Genomic DNA, 17,060 nt, shown 5'->3' with positions numbered 1-17,060 from the left:
CAAGGCGGGCTCAAGGCAGGCTGCGGTATCATTCGGCGCTGCTGACCAGCTTGATCCTCGGCGTCGTGGCCTCGATCAGGTCCTGATAGGCATCGAGATAATCCAGTGCCATGCGCCGTGCCGTGAAACGCGCCTCGAATTCCTTGCGGACGATTGCGCGATCGAGCGACGCCAGGCGGTCGACGGCGGCGACGGCACTGATTTCGTCCTCGACGATAAAGCCGGTCCGGCCATCCTCGATGATTTCGGCAACCGAACCGCGATTGTAGGCGATGACGGGCGTTCCGCACGCCATCGCCTCGATCATGACGAGGCCGAACGGTTCAGGCCAGGCGAGCGGCACCAGCAGCCCGATGGCGCCGCTGAGGAAAGCCGGCTTCTCGTGGTCGCTGATCTCGCCGATAAAGTCCACAAGCGGATGATCCATCATCGGGCGGATGACTTCATCGTAATAGTCCTGGTCGGCGCGATCGACTTTTGCGGCGATCTTGAGCGGGATGCCGCATCGAAGGGCGATCCTGATCGCGCGGTCGACGCCTTTTTCCGGAGCGATGCGACCGAGCACGGCGAGATAACCTGGCGTGATCGGCTGCGGCGTCAGCAATTTTTCCGGGAGACCATGATAAACGGTGCGGAGCCAGCGGGCCTGCGGCACCGGGCGGCGTTGCGCGTTCGAGATCGAAATCACGGGAATTGATGAAAATGCCGTGAATACCGGCTTATGCTCCGGAAGGTCGAGCCGCCCGTGAAGCGTTGTGAGAAAGGGCGTCGGCTGTCGCGAAAACAGCGAAAACGGATAGTAGTCGAGATGGAAGTGGAGGAAGTCGAACTCCTCGTCGTCACATTTCCGGCGGACCCGTTCCAGCATCACCATGTGCAGGGCGTTCGGATCGCACACGGCGCCATCGAGCCGCAAGGCTTTCGGCCATGTCGCATCGAGCCGGGCCGAAGTATGAGAATCGCCGCTGGCGAAAAGCGTCACGTCGTGACCCAGCGCCACGAGTTCCTCTGTCAACCAGTGAACTACACGTTCAGTGCCGCCATACAGTTTCGGCGGAACAGCCTCCGTCAATGGAGCAACCTGCGCGATGCGCATCTAATCACCTCCTGTCACATTTACGTTTTCATGAGATTAAAAAGCCATCGATAGCGCCAGCACCGCTACTTCGAGGAACGTTTTTGTAACTGCGCAGTTCCCCTGATCTACGAACTTCTTCACAATGTCGTCTTGCTGATGCCATCACACCCTCTCAGACAGGCTAGGCAGTCATTGCAACCAAGTTTCTGCGCATTGACGGCTTTTCTGAGGGTCTTGTGCGGCACTGCCGAACCGGATCCAAGGAGACGTAACGTTCCGGTGAACTCAAAGCGCCTCGGTAGGAAATGCATGGACGATTTCTCGGGATACGGCGGTCGGCCCTTCGCATTCGTGATGCGCTATTGCCGCCAGCGATCGGCTTCGCATGTCGCGATTATTTTTTGCGTCGTCGCGGCGGTGGCGTGTTCGGTGGGAACGCAATACGGCGTCAAATCGCTGGTCGATGCCCTCGCGAGCGGCCCTTCGCGCAGCGGCGGCGTATGGCTGGCATTCATCTTTCTCATGTCGCTGATCGCCGCTGACAACTTTCTGTGGCGGGTCGCTGGCTGGGTCGCGAGCTTCACCTTCGTCGGTGTGACCGGCGACCTGCGCCGCGACATCTTCCGGCACCTGACCGGCCATGCGCCGAGTTACTTCGCCGAGCGGATGCCGGGGATGCTGACGAGCCGGATCACGGCGACCTCGAACGCCGTGTATAGTGTCGAAAACATGCTGGTCTGGAATGTGTTGCCGCCCTGCGTCGCGACCATCGCCGCGATCGCGCTGGTTGGAACCGTGAGTCCGTCGATGGCGGGCGGATTGATGGTCGTCGCCGGCATCATGGTCGTCGCGATGTTCAGAATGGCGGCAGCGGGCAAACCCTTGCATGAGGATTTCGCCGACAAGGCTGCGGCGGTCGATGGCGAGATGGTCGATGTCGTCAACAACATGCCGCTGGTCAGGGCTTTCTGCGGGATCGATCATGAGCTGGACAGGTTCAATACGACCGTCGGTCGCGAACTGGGCGCGCGCGGACGAAGTCTTCGTTATCTCGAGAAGCTCAGGATCACCCATGCCGCTATCACGGTCGTGCTGATCGTTTCGCTGCTGGCATGGGCCATCACGCTCTGGCAGCGCGGCGGTGCCACCACCGGCGATGTCGTGCTGGTCTGCACGCTCGGCCTGTCGATCCTGCACGCGACCCGCGATCTGGCGGTCGCTCTCGTCGATATCACCCAGCATGTCGCGCGGCTGTCCGAAGCGGTTGCGACGCTGCTGGTTCCGCACGAATTGACTGATCATCCGGAAGCGGAGCCGTTGCGGAAAAACGGCGCGGCCATCGCCTTCAACAACGTTTCGTTTCGCTATCCCGGCGGTCGGTCGGTGTTCGAGCGGTTCAATCTCCGGCTTCAACCCGGGCAGCGCGTCGGCCTGGTTGGCGAATCCGGCGGCGGCAAGTCGACGCTGTTCGTCCTGATGCAGCGATTCTACGATCCCGAGCGCGGAAGCGTCACGATCGACGGCCAGGATGTTTCGCGGGTCACACAACAGAGTCTGCGCGCCGCCATATCCGTGGTGCCCCAGGACATTTCCCTGTTCCATCGATCCATCCTCGATAACATCCGCTACGGCCGTCCGACGGCGACCGACGACGAGGTGCTGCGCGCAGCGATCGCGGCGCGCTGCGATTTCGTCGAGAGCCTGCCGGATGGGCTCTCGACCATGGTCGGCGACCGCGGCGTCAAGCTCTCCGGCGGCCAGCGTCAGCGCATCGCCATCGCGCGCGCGTTCCTCAAGGATGCGCCGATCTTGCTGCTTGACGAGGCGACCTCGGCGTTGGACAGTGAATCCGAAGAAGCTATCCGCGAGGCGCTCGGCCGTTTGATGCGGGGTCGCACCGTGATCGCGATCGCCCACCGGCTTGCGACCCTGCGCAATTTCGACCGTATGGTCGTGCTCAAGAACGGAAAGATCGTCGAAGACGGTCAGCCCGGCCGTCTGATGCGCGAAGACGGACACTACCGGCAGCTCGTCGCCAAGGAGATGAGCCGCCTCGCGGTTCACGCGGCTTGAACGCCGCTCACCGTTTGGCGTCGAGCATCGGCCGGGGCCGTGCGATGGGGAATCCGGCAGGGGTCAGATGATGGCAATCAAGGCCACGGCTCAAATCACGATCGCGCAGTCGTCCGATATTTTTGCGGCGGAATCGCCGTTCTACATTCCGATGACCGGGCCCTCTGCCCGCCCTCGCCGCACGTTGAAGCACGATGATACGTTCGTTGTGCTGGACAGCCATGGCGATATCGGAGCTTCGGCGGGAGGACCCGACGGGCTGTTCAACATCGACACGCGCTATCTTGCCCGGCTGGAGCTGGTTCTCAACGACATGCAGCCGCTGCTGCTCGGCTCCAATCTGCGTAACGACAATTCCGGCCTGACCGTCGATCTGACCAATCCGGATATCTATGATGGCGACAGGATCGTATTCCACAAGGATACCATCCATATCGTGCGCACGATCTTTCTCTGGCGCGGGACCGCGTATCAGAGGATCGGCATCCAGAACCACGGCGAGGGGACCGCGAGCTTCGATCTCTCCCTGCTGTTCGACAACGATTTCGCCGATCTGTTCGAGGTGCGCGGCGAGCGGCGCGCGCGCCGCGGCGTCGGCGCCGGCGAACTGTCCGATCCCGCTACCGTCGCTCTCTCCTACATCGGTCTCGATGACATCGTTCGGACCTCGCGCCTGCATTTCGACCCGCGACCGACGCGCCTGACCGTCAACAGGGCGATCTATCACCTCGATCTGCCGCCGCAGCAGACCACTGCCATATTCCTCGCCGTGTCCTGCAACAAGCCGGCGGCCGAGACACCCGTTCCTTTCTACCGCGGATTGCTGGCGCATCGCCGCGAAATGCGGCGCGCCTGGTCCGGCGCGACGAATATCGAAACCTCGAACAACATCTTCAACGAGGTGGTGTGCCAGTCGATGGCCGATCTGAATATCCTGATGACGCAGACGCCGCACGGTCGCTATCCCTATGCCGGGATTCCCTGGTATTCGACGACCTTCGGGCGGGACGGACTGATAACGGCGCTGCAGATGTTGTGGATCGACCCCGGCATCGCAAGCGGCGTTCTGAGGAGGCTCGCGGCGTTTCAGGCGCAGGCCGTCGATCCCCTCGCGGATGCGGAGCCGGGAAAGATTCTTCACGAGATGCGCGGCGGAGAAATGGCCGCGCTGCGCGAGGTGCCGTTCGCGCGATACTACGGCAGCGTCGATTCGACGCCGCTGTTCGTGCTGCTGGCGGGGCTTTACGTCGAACGCACGGGCGACGCGTCGATCCTCAAAGAACTATGGCCGGCGATCGAGGCTGCGCTCGGCTGGATCGACGGCCCCGGCGATCCGGACGGCGACGGCTTCGTCGAGTATCGGCGCTCGTCCGAACAGGGGCTCGTCAATCAGGGCTGGAAGGATTCGTTCGACGCGATCTTCCATGCCGACGGCGCGCTTGCGGAAGGCGATATCGCGCTGGCCGAGGTGCAGGGTTACGTCTTTGCCGCCAAGCGATCGGCGGCGCGATGCGCGCTTGCGCTCGGCCTGAGCGACCGTGCGAGGGAACTGGAGCGCGCGGCGGAGCGCCTGGCGTCGCGCTTCGAAGAGGCGTTCTGGCTGCCGGATCTGCGCACCTACGCGCTGGCGCTCGACGGGAAGAAACGGCCCTGCAAGGTACGGACATCGAACGCCGGACAGTTGCTGTTCACTGGCCTGATTCGCGAGGAGCGGGCGCGGATGGTCGCCGCCGACCTGATGCGGTCGTCGTTCTTCACCGGATGGGGGATCCGCACTGTTGCCTCCGGCGAGGCGCGTTACAATCCGATGTCCTATCACAACGGTTCGATCTGGCCGCATGACAACGCGCTGATCGCGCTCGGGCTCGCGCGATACGGCCTCAAGCATTCGGTCGAACATGTCTTCAAGGGACTGTTCGATGCAGCCACCTATATGGATTTGCGGCGGCTGCCGGAACTGTTCTGCGGCTTCCGGCGCGAACCGCGGCGCGGGCCCACGCTCTATCCTGTTGCCTGCTTGCCGCAGGCATGGGCGAGCGCGACGCCGTTCACGCTGCTGGAAGCGACGCTGGGTCTGGAGTTCGATGCCGCAAGGAGCGAGATCAGGCTGCGCAACCCGCGGCTTCCCGCATTCCTCAACGAGGTGATTCTGCGCGGGCTGCATCTTGGCGAATCCAGTGTCGATCTGCGGCTGCGCCGTCATGATGAGGACGTGTCGCTCGAAGTTTTGCGGACGCGAGGCCACATTCAGGTGTCGATCGTGCTGACGCGCTAGCGCCTCGATTCCGAAGTTCGCATAGCCTTGCCACACTGGATGGCGTTTCGCGCGGCATGGCTCATTTGGCAGCGAGGATTCATGTTTCGAAAAGGCTCGACCAATGCCGTTCTTTCGCTGGCCGTCCTGGTTTTTGCCGCCACGCATGTGATGGCTGACGACACGGCTCAGTCGCAGGCCAATCCCGTCCCCGCCAACCCGCCAGCGGCTGCCAAGCCCTCGGGCGAGAAGACAGCGCCTCCGCCCTCGATCACCGTGATCAGTCCAGCCGATGCCCACGGCGTGCTGGGACGCGACGTGCGGAGCATGAGCGGTCAGAACATGGGGCGGATCGTCGAGGTGATCGTGGACCGGGCGGGCGTGGTTCGCGCCGCCGTGATCGATTTCGGCGGCTTCCTTGGGGTCGGCAGCCGGAAGATCGCGGTTGACTGGAATGCGCTCCGCTTTGGCAAGGTAAAGGGCGCGAACGACAGCATCAGCCTCGAATTGACGCAGGACCAGGTGAAGGCGGCCCCCGAATACAAGGCAGGCGCGCCTGTCGTGGTGCTGGGCGCGTCGGGAACGCTTCAACCTCTCAATTTCGGTCCTTGATCAGGGAGGATATCCGATCTGCGCGACGGGCCCCGACGATCGTCCGATCCGGATAGCGTGCGCCAGCGGCGCGCGCGCGGGGGGGATGCGAATCCGCCGCCGGCCGGCGAGCAGGGCCGTCATCCTTCGGCGCAAAGCCAGCGCGGCCTCGACTGGTTCATTTTCTTCCTTGCCGACGTGCAGACCGGATTTGGTCCCTTCGTCGCGGTCTATCTCACCACGCAGAAGTGGACACAGTCCGAGATCGGACTGATCCTGTCGATCGGCGGGGTCGTCGGTCTGATCGGTCAGATGCCGGGCGGCGCCATTATCGACGCGGCCCGCTCGGAGCGTTTGGTCGCGGGGCTCGCCGTCGCCACGATCGGCGTCAGCGCGCTCGCCTACGCGGCCTGGCCGATCTTTCCGGTTATCGCGCTGGCGGCGATCCTGCATGCCGCCGCGAGTTGCGTGCTCGGACCTGTGATCGCCGCCATCAGCCTCGGCCTTGTGGGACCGAGAGCGATCGGCGAGAGGCTCGGACGCAATGCCCGCTACGCATCCCTTGGCAATGGCGTGGCGGCGGGCGTGATGGGTGTCGTCGGATACCTGCTGTCGAGCCGTGCCGTGTTCGTGGTGAGTTTTGCGTTTGCGGTCGCGACGCTGCTTTCGCTGACGCGAATCCGCGACCGGGAAATCGATCCGGAGCAGGCCCATGGGGCGATTGCGCGCGCGGAGCCGGATCCCGATGCGACCAGCGTGGTCCAGCTTCTGCATCAGCGGCCGCTGGTCATTTTTGCCTGTACGGTTTTCCTGCTCCAATTTGCCAATGCGGCCATGCTGCCGTTGATGGCGGGCATCGTGACCGAACGTTCAAGCCAGGGGGCGCCGGCGTTGATCGCGCTCTGCATCATCGTCCCGCAGGCGATCGTCGCCTTGGTGTCGCCTTCCGTCGGCCGCAAGGCGCAGCTTTGGGGACGTCGCCCGCTGCTCATGATCGCCTTCGCCGCGCTGGTGCTTCGGGGAGCGTTGTTCGCGATGGTCCACGATCCGTCGCTGCTGGTCGCCGTGCAGGTGCTGGACGGCATCACGGCCGCGGTCTTCGGCGTCATGACCCCGCTCATTGTCGCCGACGTCGCCTTCGGCTCCGGTCATTTCAACCTCGCGCAAGGCCTCATTGGCACGGCGGTTGGAATAGGCGCGTCGCTCAGCACCGTGGTTGCCGGCTATGTGAGCGATCATTTCGGACATGGCGTCGCGTTCATGGCGTTGGCTGCCGTCGCATTATCGGGTCTGCTGGTGGTCTTGACCCTTATGCCGGAAACCCGTCTCGCGGAGGGACCGGAGCGAAGGTCGTAAGCTGAAAATCCGATCCCGCGACGGAGACGCCCCTCGAACGCTGGCAAAGAGGTGCGCCTGGTAATGAACTGTAGGTCCCGGCAGATCAGATCGACCGGCGCCGTTTCCCCTTTTTTCGCCGTGTGAGTGCGAATAGCGCGGCGGGCCACTTAGAGCGTTTTCGAGCGAAGTGGGTACCGGTTCGCGTGAAGAAAACGCGTCAATTCAAAATCATAGAGCCTCGCTTCTGATTCCGTCAGAAGCGAAAAAGCTCTAATGGCTGCAGGGTTCTGGGCCGCGTTTCTCAAGCTCCTTGATCTGCGCTTCGTATTCTTCGGCGAGCTTAAGCAGGCGCTTTTCGGTGAATGGATCAGTCCCCTTTAAGAGACGGCGGCAGCGTTCTGCCTGTTGCTTTAGGAACTCGATATCCATGATGCCATCGAATCTTGTGAAGTTCCTGGAGTCGATCCGCCTTCAGTGCTCGTCATCAAAGCCCGTCGGCGACCTGAAACGAAAAAGGAAGGAAGGCTACGATCCCCGAAATCAATGCGCACGCTTGGTAACCCGCGCCGGGGTTTTGCGTTCCCGGTTATGCACAAGAGTTGCGGTGGCTTGAGGAAGGGCAGCGCGTCCAAACGCCGCGGATGTCGTGTAATATCCGGGAGACTCGGGGCCTGCAAACCGCCACCTTCGCGGCGCTGGCCGGACCCGAGGGGGCGTCGTCCTGCCGGCTCGCAGCGGATTTGCCAGCGAGGATTGGTTTCAGCGAGGACTCATGGAAACGTTACTGCTTCCCTTTTCGCCGCGCTTCATCGTCCTGACGATCTGCGCCGTGGTCACGGCGTTGCTGATCGGCCTCGGGATCGCGGACCACGAAATCCTCACCGTGGTCGTCGTTCCGATCTTGATCTTCGGCGCGCTGACCGTGCTCGGTGTCCACGACCTCCTGCAAAAGAGCCACGCTATCCTGCGCAACTATCCGATCTCGGCGCATATCCGGTTCCTGCTCGAGGAAATCCGCCCCGAAATGCGGCAGTATTTCTTTGAGAGCGAAAAGGACGGCATGCCGTTCAGCCGCGACACCCGTTCCGTAATCTACCAGCGCGCGAAAATGGTGCTCGACAAGCGTCCGTTCGGCACCCAGGAAAAGGTCTATGCCGAAGGCTACGAATGGATGCATCATTCGATGGCGCCGAAGCCCCATGCCGAGGAGACATTCCGCATTGCCATCGGCGGGCCGGATTGCAAGCAGCCCTATTCGGCGTCGATCTTCAACATTTCCGCGATGAGCTTTGGCGCGCTCAGCCCCAATGCGGTGCGCGCGCTCAACGCCGGCGCCAAAATGGGTAACTTCGCCCATGACAGCGGCGAGGGCGGCGTCAGTCCCTATCATCGCGAAAATGGCGGCGACCTCATCTGGGAAATCGGCTCCGGCTATTTCGGCTGCCGCAACCGTGACGGCAGCTTCAATGCCCGTGAGTTTGCCCGCGTCGCGGCCGACGACCAGATCAAGATGGTCGAGCTCAAGATCAGCCAGGGAGCCAAGCCCGGTCATGGCGGTGTCTTGCCGGCCGCCAAAGTCTCCGAGGAAATTTCCAGGATTCGCGGCATCGGCATGGGCGAGGATTGCATTTCGCCATCCCATCACAAGGCGTTCTCGACGCCGGTCGGCATGATGACATTCATTGCCGAGATGCGGCGGCTATCGGGCGGCAAGCCGGCCGGGTTCAAGCTCTGCGTCGGACACAAATGGGAGTTTCTCGCCATCTGCAAGGCGATGGTGCAAACCGGCATCTATCCCGATTTCATCGTCGTCGACGGCAATGAGGGCGGCACCGGCGCCGCGCCGCTGGAATTCATGGATCATCTCGGAATGCCGATGCGCGAGGGCGTCAACTTCGTCCACAATGCGCTGATCGGCATCGATGCACGCGGCCGCATCAGGATCGGCGCATCCGGCAAGATCGCGACCGCCTTCGACGTCGCGCGCGCCATGGCGCTCGGCGCCGACTGGTGCAATTCGGCGCGCGGCTTCATGTTCGCGCTCGGTTGCATCCAGTCGCTGAATTGCCACACCGATCGCTGCCCGACCGGGATCGCCACGCAGGACCCGACGCGCAACCGCGCTTTGGTGGTCCCGCACAAGCTCGAGCGGGTCTACAACTATCATCAGGCCACGCTGCTGGCACTGACCGAACTGATCGCGGCGGCGGGGCTGGAGCATCCGCAGGAACTGCGCCCGGTCCACTTCTCGCAGCGCGTGTCGAACACCGAGGTTGCGTCGTTCGACAAGCTCTATCCGACGCTGCGGCCCGGCGAGCTGCTCGACGGCACCGCCGATCCGCGCTTCCGCGACGCCTGGGCGCAGGCGCAGGCGGGTACGTTTGCGCCGGCTGGGTGAGGGGAGTGCTTTATCGCGATCACCGGGCGTCATTGCCGGACTTGATCCGGCAATCTATCAAACTTTCATGAAAGATGGATGCCCGGGTCAAGCCCGGGCATGACGAGGCCTTCAAAACTCCCCGTGCAGCCGCCCGGAGAACACATGCACGGGGCCGCGGTCGGCGTTGTAGGCGGGGTTGGCAATGAACTGATAGTCCGCGGTCAGCGTGAACTGCTTGTTGAGCGCATAGGCATAGTACGTCTCCAGCACGTGCTCGTTTCGGTAGTCGAGCTGGCCGTCGCCGACGAGAACGCCGAGGCCGCCGGCGGCGATGAAGTCGCGATGATCTCGTGACAGCGCGTTGATCGCGCCGCCGATGCCGATCACGTCGTCCGGCCGGCTCCAGCGCGTGCCCTTGATCGAGGTCCCGAGTGCGAGGCTGGCATCGATGTCGGTGAACGCCATGATCTCGGTCTTGCCGTCGTTCCAGCTCCAGCGGCCGAACAGCCCGATGTCGTCGGTGACCGCCTGCTCGACATTGACGACGTAACCGTACTTGATGCGGCCGGTGCGGGTCTGGGCGATGTCGAGATTGAAAGCAGGATTGTTCAGCGTGTCGCGATAGCTGCCCATGTAAGCGCTGTTGAGCCAGCCGAGGGTGCGGAGCTTGCCGGGTTGGCCCAGTAGCGAATAGCGCGTCTCCAGTTCCAGCACGTACTCGCCGCGCCGGAACAGGCGGGTGTCGAAGCTGTTCGAGTTCGATTCCGAATCCATCAGGAAATAGCCGCCGCGCAGCGCCCATTGTTTCTGGTTGAGCTCGGCGGTGACGCCGTAACTCAGCCCCACCCTGTCGGCGGAATAATCGAAGGCGCCGGGCGCCCACAGCGACCAGTTCATGAAGTCCGAGCGGGTATCCTTGGCATAGGCGTTGCCGTCGAACACGTCGGTGACGGCGAACTTGCCGGCCTGGATAGTCAGCCGCGAGATGTCGGCCTTGCCCGCGAGTTGCATCGGTCCGCTCGCCAGCTCTTCCTGCTCGCCGCCGAAGCCGAAGGTCTGGCGCACAAACAGCCGTGAGGTGTTGTAGTGCGGATAGGGGAAGTTGGACTTTTGCGCCTCGCCGCTCGGAAAGCCCGCGACTCCGACGGTGTCGCTGAGGCCAAAGCCCTGAAGCAGTTCGGGATTGTAGTAGACTTCGCCGCCGTCCCAGAGCCGCGCGTTCAAGAACAGGCTGTTGCTCCAGGTCGCCTGATACTGCGCGCCCGGCGTCAGGCTGTTGGCGCCGCTGTAGGGCGCGCGGAAGGACGGGTAGCCCTGGCCGAGATAGGTTGTCTGGCCATGAATCTCCCAGCGATCGGATTCGGGATCGGTCAGGGACTTCAGCGAGAGATCGGCGATGTCGGCCGACCCGCCGAGCTTGCGGTTGAGGCCGACGCGGATCGACTGCATGTCCATCGTCGCGGCGTATTGCGCGGCCGATGGAAACTGAACGTTCGTCTTGTCAAACTGGTAGTAAAGATATTCCAGCCGGGCGCTCCAGTGCGGCGCGAAGGCGTATTCAAGCCCTGCGCCGGCGGCCCAGCCAAGGCGCATGTCCAGCGCCTTCTCCTGCTCGCCCGACGGCAGATTGTTGAGATAGCGGCCGCCGGTAAAGGCGAGGCCGCCGCTGGCATAGGCGAGCCATGGGCCTGTTGCGTAGCCGATCCGTCCGCGCGCCGTTCCGATGAAGTCCCACTGCTGCATGACGTCGGAGCGTGCGGTCGCGAGCTTTGAGACGAGCGAATTGGACTCGATGTAGCTGGGGAATGAGATATCGGCTTCGAGGCCGAGCAGCAGTCCCGAGCGAAGCTGGATATTGTAGCCCGCCTGAACACCGCCGATCAGCCCGCCGAAATCGTTGCGGCCCATGGTCAATGCGGGATCGAAGAGCGTTGCTGTGGATCGGCCGCCGCCGAACCCGGCATGGGCGCCAAAATAGAGGCCGGTCCAGTCCATCACCGGGCGGGGCATGGCCTTGGCCGGCGGGAGAGATGCACCGACATCGGCGGCGACGGCCGGGCCATCCAGCGCCAGCGCGCTCAAGGCCATGCCGGCCAGCACAATATGCCTTCCGCACCGCAGCCGGAATGGCCGGATCGCGCTCATCGGACCGTCCGCTTGGACTGGCAAGGTCCCGTATTGGTCATTTGTCGCCCCGTTCGATCGCAACGTGTCACCTGGTTCTCCCGGTCCGCAGGGCGACCGCCGATCCGCGACCGGTTTGATATCGCCATTTCTCTCGTCGATCTGCCCGCGGATCAGGTCCAGGTGAGATTATTCCCGACTATTATTGCAACTAATTCGCAATTGCAACTGATATCGACAGGCGAACGGCACCCGCATCCCATTGCCCGATGACACCAGCGCGACAGCGGTCAGATGGCTGTCGCGCCACACCGGACGGATCGTTTTCCAGCGGAGGAGTGATGTGCTGTACGGCGTGTTCGGCTGCGGACAACCGACCGATTGATCGCAGATCCGAACGCGACCGGCGGCGTTGCCGAAGCCCTCATATTGGCGGACCCGGCCGCGGCGGCGATAGCTGTCGTGAGGTCGTCGCCGGTCGAGGTTCAGGCGCGGCCGCGCGGGCCGTCTGTCAGCGCCGCCGGATCGAACCTGGCCATGTCGGCTAGCAACTCGCAGAACGCACGCGCGCCGTGATCGAGCAGCCGTTCGCCCTTTTCCGCGGAGGCCTGTGTCGCATCGCCCACGGCGCCGCTCGGGTGCAGGTCCTGCGTCTGCCACGCAAACGGCGCGGGCCGTTGCGTGCCGAGCCAGCGATAGGTCTTCTCGATTGCGATGCTCGCGGGGCGGAAGTCGGCGATGCTGTCGCGCCGCACGTGTTCCGGATAGCGCGCCAGCATGATCGAGGTCTCAATGGCGCCGCCATGAATGCCGTGGCGCAACTCCTGCGCATCGAACAGGCCATCCGGCACGCCGAAGCGCGACCAGGCGGTGGTGACCGCGAGCATACGATGCCGCGCGCGCAAATCTTGCGCCACCATCGTCATTGCGGCGCTGTTGCCGCCGTGACTGGACACCATCGCGAGCTTTCTGATTCCGGTCCGCGCCACCTCTTCACCGAGCGCGGTCCACGCTTTGAGCGCCGCCTCGTTGGCCAGCGTTTGCGTGCCGGGAAAATCGGTGTGCTCGGTGGAAATGCCGATCGGCTGCACCGGCAGAAAGGTCACGGGCGTATCCTGCGGCAGCAACGCGCGAACCCGTGCGAGATAGGCCTCCGCGATCAGCACGTCGGTGGTGAGCGGCAGGTGCGGCCCGTGCTGCTCGGTCGCCGCCAGCGGCAGCACTGCGATCCAGTTCGCGGCGGTCTCCGGCGGCACACCGGGCCAGTGGATGACAGACCAGTCGAAAGGGGGTGTTCTGGTCATCTCACGCAGCGTTTCATTGAGCCGAAATGCGGATTATAGCGTTTTCGAGCGAAGTGGGTACCGGTTCGCGTGAAGAAAACGCGTCAAATCAAAATCATAGAGCTCCGCTTCTGATTCCATCGGAAGCGGAAAGGCTCTAGGTTGTCGCGTCCGACTGACCGCGGGCGTAAATCCCATGGGATTCGCGCCGATCCGGTCGCTTCCTATCATGCGCCGGAACGATCGAGGGAGTCCAATGATGCGCCTTGCCCTATCGCTGCGAACGTTGACGGCCGGACTGGTGCTGGCGCTCGGCCTTACCGGACCAGCCACGGCCGGGCCGGCGCTGGACAAGGTCTCCTTTGGTACGAATTGGGTCGCCGAGGGCGAACACGGCGGCTTCTTTCAGGCGCTGGCCGACGGCACCTACAAAAAATATGGCCTGGACGTGACCATCGTGCCGGGCGGCCCCAACGTGAACAACCGGGTGCTTTTGATCTCCGGCAAGCTCGATTTCTTCATGACCGCGAACACCCTGCAATCGTTCGACGCGGTGGCCAACAACGTGCCGGTCGTCGCGGTCGCGGCCATGTTCCAGAAGGACCCGCAGGTTTTTCTCGCGCATCCGGAATCGAAGGTGACGAAAATCGAGGACCTGAAGCCGCTCACCCTGTTCGTGTCAAAGGAAGGCATCGCAAGCTATTTCCAGTGGCTCAAATCCGAGTATGGATTCAGCGGGGAGAAGGTCAAACCCTACACCTTCAATGCCCAGCCGTTTCTCGCCGACAAGAACAGCGCGATGCAGGGCTATGTCACCTCGGAACCGTTCGCGGTGGAGAAGCGGGCCGGCTTCAAGCCGACCGTGATTCTGCTCGCCGATGCCGGGTTCAACCCGTATTCGACCCTGATCGAGACCCGCCGCGATCTGGTCGAGAACAAGCAGGATCTGGTGCAGCGCTTCGTCGACGCCTCGATCGTCGGCTGGTATACCTATCTGTACGGCGATAACACGGCCGGCAATGCCATGATCAAGAAGCTCAATCCCGAAATGACCGACGGCCTGCTGGCCTATTCGGTGGCGAAGTTGCGGGAGTATGGCATCGTCGATTCCGGCGATTCCTTGCGCGACGGCATCGGCGCCATGAGCGATGCGCGCTATGCGAGCTTCTTCGACAAGATGGTGCGGGCCGGCGTAGTGCGCCGGGACATCGACTTTCGCAAGGCCTACACGCTGCGGTTCGTCAACAAAGGCGTCGGCATCGATTTGCGGCCCGAGAACTAGAACCCGGCGCCGATGATCGAGCCCGCAACAGCGTTGTCCGCGGCCGGCACGGGTCTGTGCGCGGGAGACGCCGTGAATCTGAAGGGTGTCACGAAACTCTATGCCTGCGGCGTCGCGGCGCTGGGACCGCTCGATTTCAATGTGAGCGAGGGCGATTTCGTGTCGCTGCTCGGGCCGTCCGGCTGCGGGAAGTCGACCGCGCTGCGGATCATCGCCGGGCTGAGCGCGCCGACGTCCGGCACGGTTCGCGTCGCCGGCGGCGGACGCTCCATCGGCTTCGTGTTTCAGGAGCCGACCTTGATGCCATGGGCCAGCGTTCGCGACAATGTGGCGCTGCCGCTGAAGCTCGCGCATCGGCCGCGCGCCGACATCGGCGGACACGTCGAGGCCGCGCTGGCGCGGGTCGGGCTTGCCGAGTTCGCAGCCGCTTATCCGCGCCAACTGTCCGGCGGCATGAGGATGCGGGTGTCGCTGGCGCGCGCGCTGGTCACCGATCCGGATATTCTTTTGATGGACGAACCGTTCGCGGCGCTCGACGAGATCACCCGCTTCCGCCTCAACAACGATCTGCTCGCGCTGTGGCGCGACTTGCGCAAGACCGTCATCTTCGTCACCCATTCGGTGTTCGAGTCAGTCTATCTCTCGCGCCGCGTCGTGGTGATGACGCCGCGTCCCGGCCGCATCAGCGCCGAGTACCGCATCGACACCGCCGAGCCGCGGGACGAGGATTTCAGGACTTCGGCGGAATACGCCGCGTATTGCCGTGAGGTGTCGATCGGGCTGTCGCTGGCGACCGGCGAAGGAGCGTTCCGTCGATGACGGTATCCAGTCCACCGCCGCCGACCGGTAACGAGGCGTCGGAGCGCGATTCGCGAACACCGGCGGCACGCGTGCTGTTGCCGGTCACCGTGCTGGCGGCCGGCGTTCTGGTGTGGGATCTGGTGGTGCGAATCAACGGGATTCCGCCCTATGTGCTGCCGGGCCCAATGCTGGTGGCGGCGACGCTGGTGCAGGACTGGCCGATCCTGTGGCAATCGCTGCTGACGACCCTGCTGACCACGGTGGAGGGCTTTGCTGCCGCAACTGTGGGCGGCGTCGCGCTCGCGCTTTTGTTCAACCAGTCGAAATGGCTGGAACATGCGCTCTTGCCCTATGCGATCATCCTGCAGGTCACGCCGGTGATCGCGATTGCGCCGCTGCTTTTGATCTACCTGCCGCAGCGGACCGCGGTGGTCGTCTGCGCCTGGATCGTCGCGTTCTTTCCGGTGCTGTCGAACACCACGCTCGGCCTCAATTCCGTGGACCGCAACCTCGCCGGGCTGTTCCAGCTCTATGGCGCCTCGCGGATGCAGACGCTGCGATATCTGAAACTGCCGGCGGCGTTGCCATATATTCTCGGCGGATTGCGCATCGCCGGCGGCCTGTCGCTGATCGGCGCCGTGGTTGCGGAAATCGCGGCGGGTTCGGCCGGGGCGGGTTCGGGTCTCGCCTACAGGATTGCGGAGTCCGGCTACCGGCTCAACATTCCGCGCATGTTCGCGGCGTTGTTGTTGCTCTCGGTGGCGGGCATTGTCATTTATATGTGCCTCGCGGCGGTATCGCATCTGATGTTGCGGCGCTGGCACGAAAGCGCGCTTAGGAAGGACAACTGATGGCCGCGCCTGTCTCCCCGGACAAGATCGACCTGCTGGTGTACGGACCGCACAGGCCGATCGTCGACAACGGCTTTACCGACCAGTTCGTGCTGCATCATTGCGAGAAACCGGCCGATCTGGAACGCCTGACGCCCGCGGTCGCCGGGAAAATCCGCGGCATGGCCATCACCGATTCCGTTCCTTGCCGGAGCACGGTGCAGGCGCGCTTTCCGAAACTCGAGATCATGTCCTCCTTTGGCGTCGGCTACGACCACATCGATACGGATCACGCGCGCGAACACAACATCGTCGTCACCAACACACCCGACGTCCTGACCGAGGAGGTCGCGGACGTCGCGATCGGCCTGCTGATCGCGACGTTGCGCGAATTCGTCAAGGCGGATCGTTATGTGCGCGAGGGATTGTGGGCCACGCAGGACTTTCCCTTGAGCGTCGGCTCGCTGCGCGACCGCAAGGTCGGCATGGTCGGTATGGGCCGGATCGGTCAGGCGATCGCGCGCCGGCTCGATGCGGCGCGGGTGCCGGTCGTCTATCATGCGCGCAATCCCGCCGCGGGCGTGTCCTATCAGCACTACCCGAACCTGATCGAGATGGCGAAGGCCGTCGACACATTGATCGTCATCACGCCCGGGGGCGCATCGACCATGAGGTTGATCAATGCCGATGTCCTGGCGGCGCTCGGGTCGCGCGGCGTCATCGTCAACATGGCGCGTGGCTCCGTCATTGACGAACCGGCGCTGGTTCACGCGCTGAAATCCGGCGTCATCCTCGCTGCCGGTCTCGACGTGTTCGCCAATGAGCCGGACGTGCCGGACGAACTGCGCGCGTTGCAGAATGTCGTGTTGTTGCCGCACATCGGTTCTGCGTCGGTGGTGACTCGCAATGTGATGGACCAGCTTGTGGTCGATAATCTCAGGGCGTGGTTCGCAGGCAAGCCGCCGCTGACGCCGGTTCCAGAGACGCCGATGGAGGGACGCTAGTATGCGTTGTCCGGACGACGGC

At 63.4% G+C, this 17,060-nt stretch carries 13 protein-coding genes; 9 read left to right on the top strand and 4 right to left on the bottom strand.

Annotated elements, in window-relative coordinates:
- Positions 1-28: 28 nt before the first annotated feature.
- Positions 29-1,096: a glycosyltransferase family 4 protein gene (locus V4R08_RS10180; protein WP_335579248.1), complete on the bottom strand. Its 1,068-nt coding sequence runs from the start codon at positions 1,094-1,096 to the stop codon at positions 29-31.
- Between the two features lie 291 nt (positions 1,097-1,387).
- Here V4R08_RS10180 and V4R08_RS10175 point away from each other — a divergent pair, with 291 nt between their 5' ends.
- The 4 genes from V4R08_RS10175 (at position 1,388) to V4R08_RS10160 (ending at position 7,352) form a co-directional block, all read left to right on the top strand.
- Positions 1,388-3,151: an ABC transporter ATP-binding protein gene (locus V4R08_RS10175; RefSeq protein ID WP_335579247.1), complete on the top strand. Its 1,764-nt coding sequence runs from the start codon at positions 1,388-1,390 to the stop codon at positions 3,149-3,151.
- A 70-nt stretch (positions 3,152-3,221) separates the two neighbouring features.
- Positions 3,222-5,426, top strand: coding sequence for an amylo-alpha-1,6-glucosidase (locus V4R08_RS10170; RefSeq protein ID WP_335579246.1), 2,205 nt, complete (start codon positions 3,222-3,224; stop codon positions 5,424-5,426).
- Between the two features lie 81 nt (positions 5,427-5,507).
- Complete coding sequence (locus tag V4R08_RS10165; RefSeq protein WP_442935648.1) at positions 5,508-6,017, top strand: PRC-barrel domain-containing protein; 510 nt, start codon at positions 5,508-5,510, stop codon at positions 6,015-6,017.
- Between the two features lie 57 nt (positions 6,018-6,074).
- The gene (locus V4R08_RS10160; RefSeq protein WP_335579245.1) at positions 6,075-7,352 is read left to right on the top strand and encodes an MFS transporter; all 1,278 of its coding nucleotides are present in this window, start codon (positions 6,075-6,077) and stop codon (positions 7,350-7,352) included.
- Positions 7,353-7,604: 252 nt separating this feature from the next.
- On the opposite strand, the gene V4R08_RS10155 is transcribed toward V4R08_RS10160, so the two are convergent.
- The gene (locus V4R08_RS10155) at positions 7,605-7,763 is read right to left on the bottom strand and encodes a hypothetical protein (protein ID WP_335579244.1); all 159 of its coding nucleotides are present in this window, start codon (positions 7,761-7,763) and stop codon (positions 7,605-7,607) included.
- 343 nt (positions 7,764-8,106) lie between these two features.
- On the opposite strand from V4R08_RS10155, the gene V4R08_RS10150 reads away from it, so the two are divergent.
- On the top strand, positions 8,107-9,732 hold the full coding sequence (locus V4R08_RS10150) for an FMN-binding glutamate synthase family protein (RefSeq protein ID WP_335579243.1): 1,626 nt from the start codon (positions 8,107-8,109) through the stop codon (positions 9,730-9,732).
- A gap of 111 nt (positions 9,733-9,843) precedes the next feature.
- Here V4R08_RS10150 and V4R08_RS10145 read toward each other — a convergent pair whose 3' ends face one another.
- Both V4R08_RS10145 and V4R08_RS10140 read right to left on the bottom strand, forming a co-directional pair.
- Positions 9,844-11,859: a carbohydrate porin gene (locus V4R08_RS10145; RefSeq protein WP_442935647.1), complete on the bottom strand. Its 2,016-nt coding sequence runs from the start codon at positions 11,857-11,859 to the stop codon at positions 9,844-9,846.
- 464 nt (positions 11,860-12,323) lie between these two features.
- Positions 12,324-13,142 carry a creatininase family protein gene (locus tag V4R08_RS10140; RefSeq protein ID WP_335579242.1) on the bottom strand — a complete coding sequence of 273 codons (819 nt, stop codon included), beginning with the start codon at positions 13,140-13,142 and terminating at the stop codon, positions 12,324-12,326.
- Between the two features lie 238 nt (positions 13,143-13,380).
- On the opposite strand from V4R08_RS10140, the gene V4R08_RS10135 reads away from it, so the two are divergent.
- From V4R08_RS10135 to V4R08_RS10120, 4 genes are read left to right on the top strand one after another with little or no spacing between them, the layout of a single operon-like run.
- Positions 13,381-14,403 carry an ABC transporter substrate-binding protein gene (locus V4R08_RS10135; RefSeq protein ID WP_335580238.1) on the top strand — a complete coding sequence of 341 codons (1,023 nt, stop codon included), beginning with the start codon at positions 13,381-13,383 and terminating at the stop codon, positions 14,401-14,403.
- 12 nt (positions 14,404-14,415) lie between these two features.
- Entirely contained in the window at positions 14,416-15,222 is an 807-nt protein-coding gene (locus tag V4R08_RS10130; protein WP_335579241.1) for an ABC transporter ATP-binding protein, read from the top strand.
- Positions 15,219-16,055, top strand: coding sequence for an ABC transporter permease (locus V4R08_RS10125; protein WP_335579240.1), 837 nt, complete (start codon positions 15,219-15,221; stop codon positions 16,053-16,055). The genes V4R08_RS10130 and V4R08_RS10125 overlap by 4 nt, the downstream gene beginning before the upstream one ends.
- A complete protein-coding gene (locus V4R08_RS10120) occupies positions 16,055-17,038 on the top strand; it encodes a 2-hydroxyacid dehydrogenase (RefSeq protein WP_335579239.1) in 984 nt (327 codons plus the stop codon). Before V4R08_RS10125 ends, V4R08_RS10120 begins: the two co-directional genes overlap by 1 nt.
- The last annotated feature ends 22 nt before the right edge of the window (positions 17,039-17,060 follow it).

The organism is Nitrobacter sp. NHB1 (assembly GCF_036964665.1).
Classification (GTDB): domain Bacteria; phylum Pseudomonadota; class Alphaproteobacteria; order Rhizobiales; family Xanthobacteraceae; genus Nitrobacter.
This window is presented reverse-complemented; position numbering and strand designations above follow the sequence as displayed.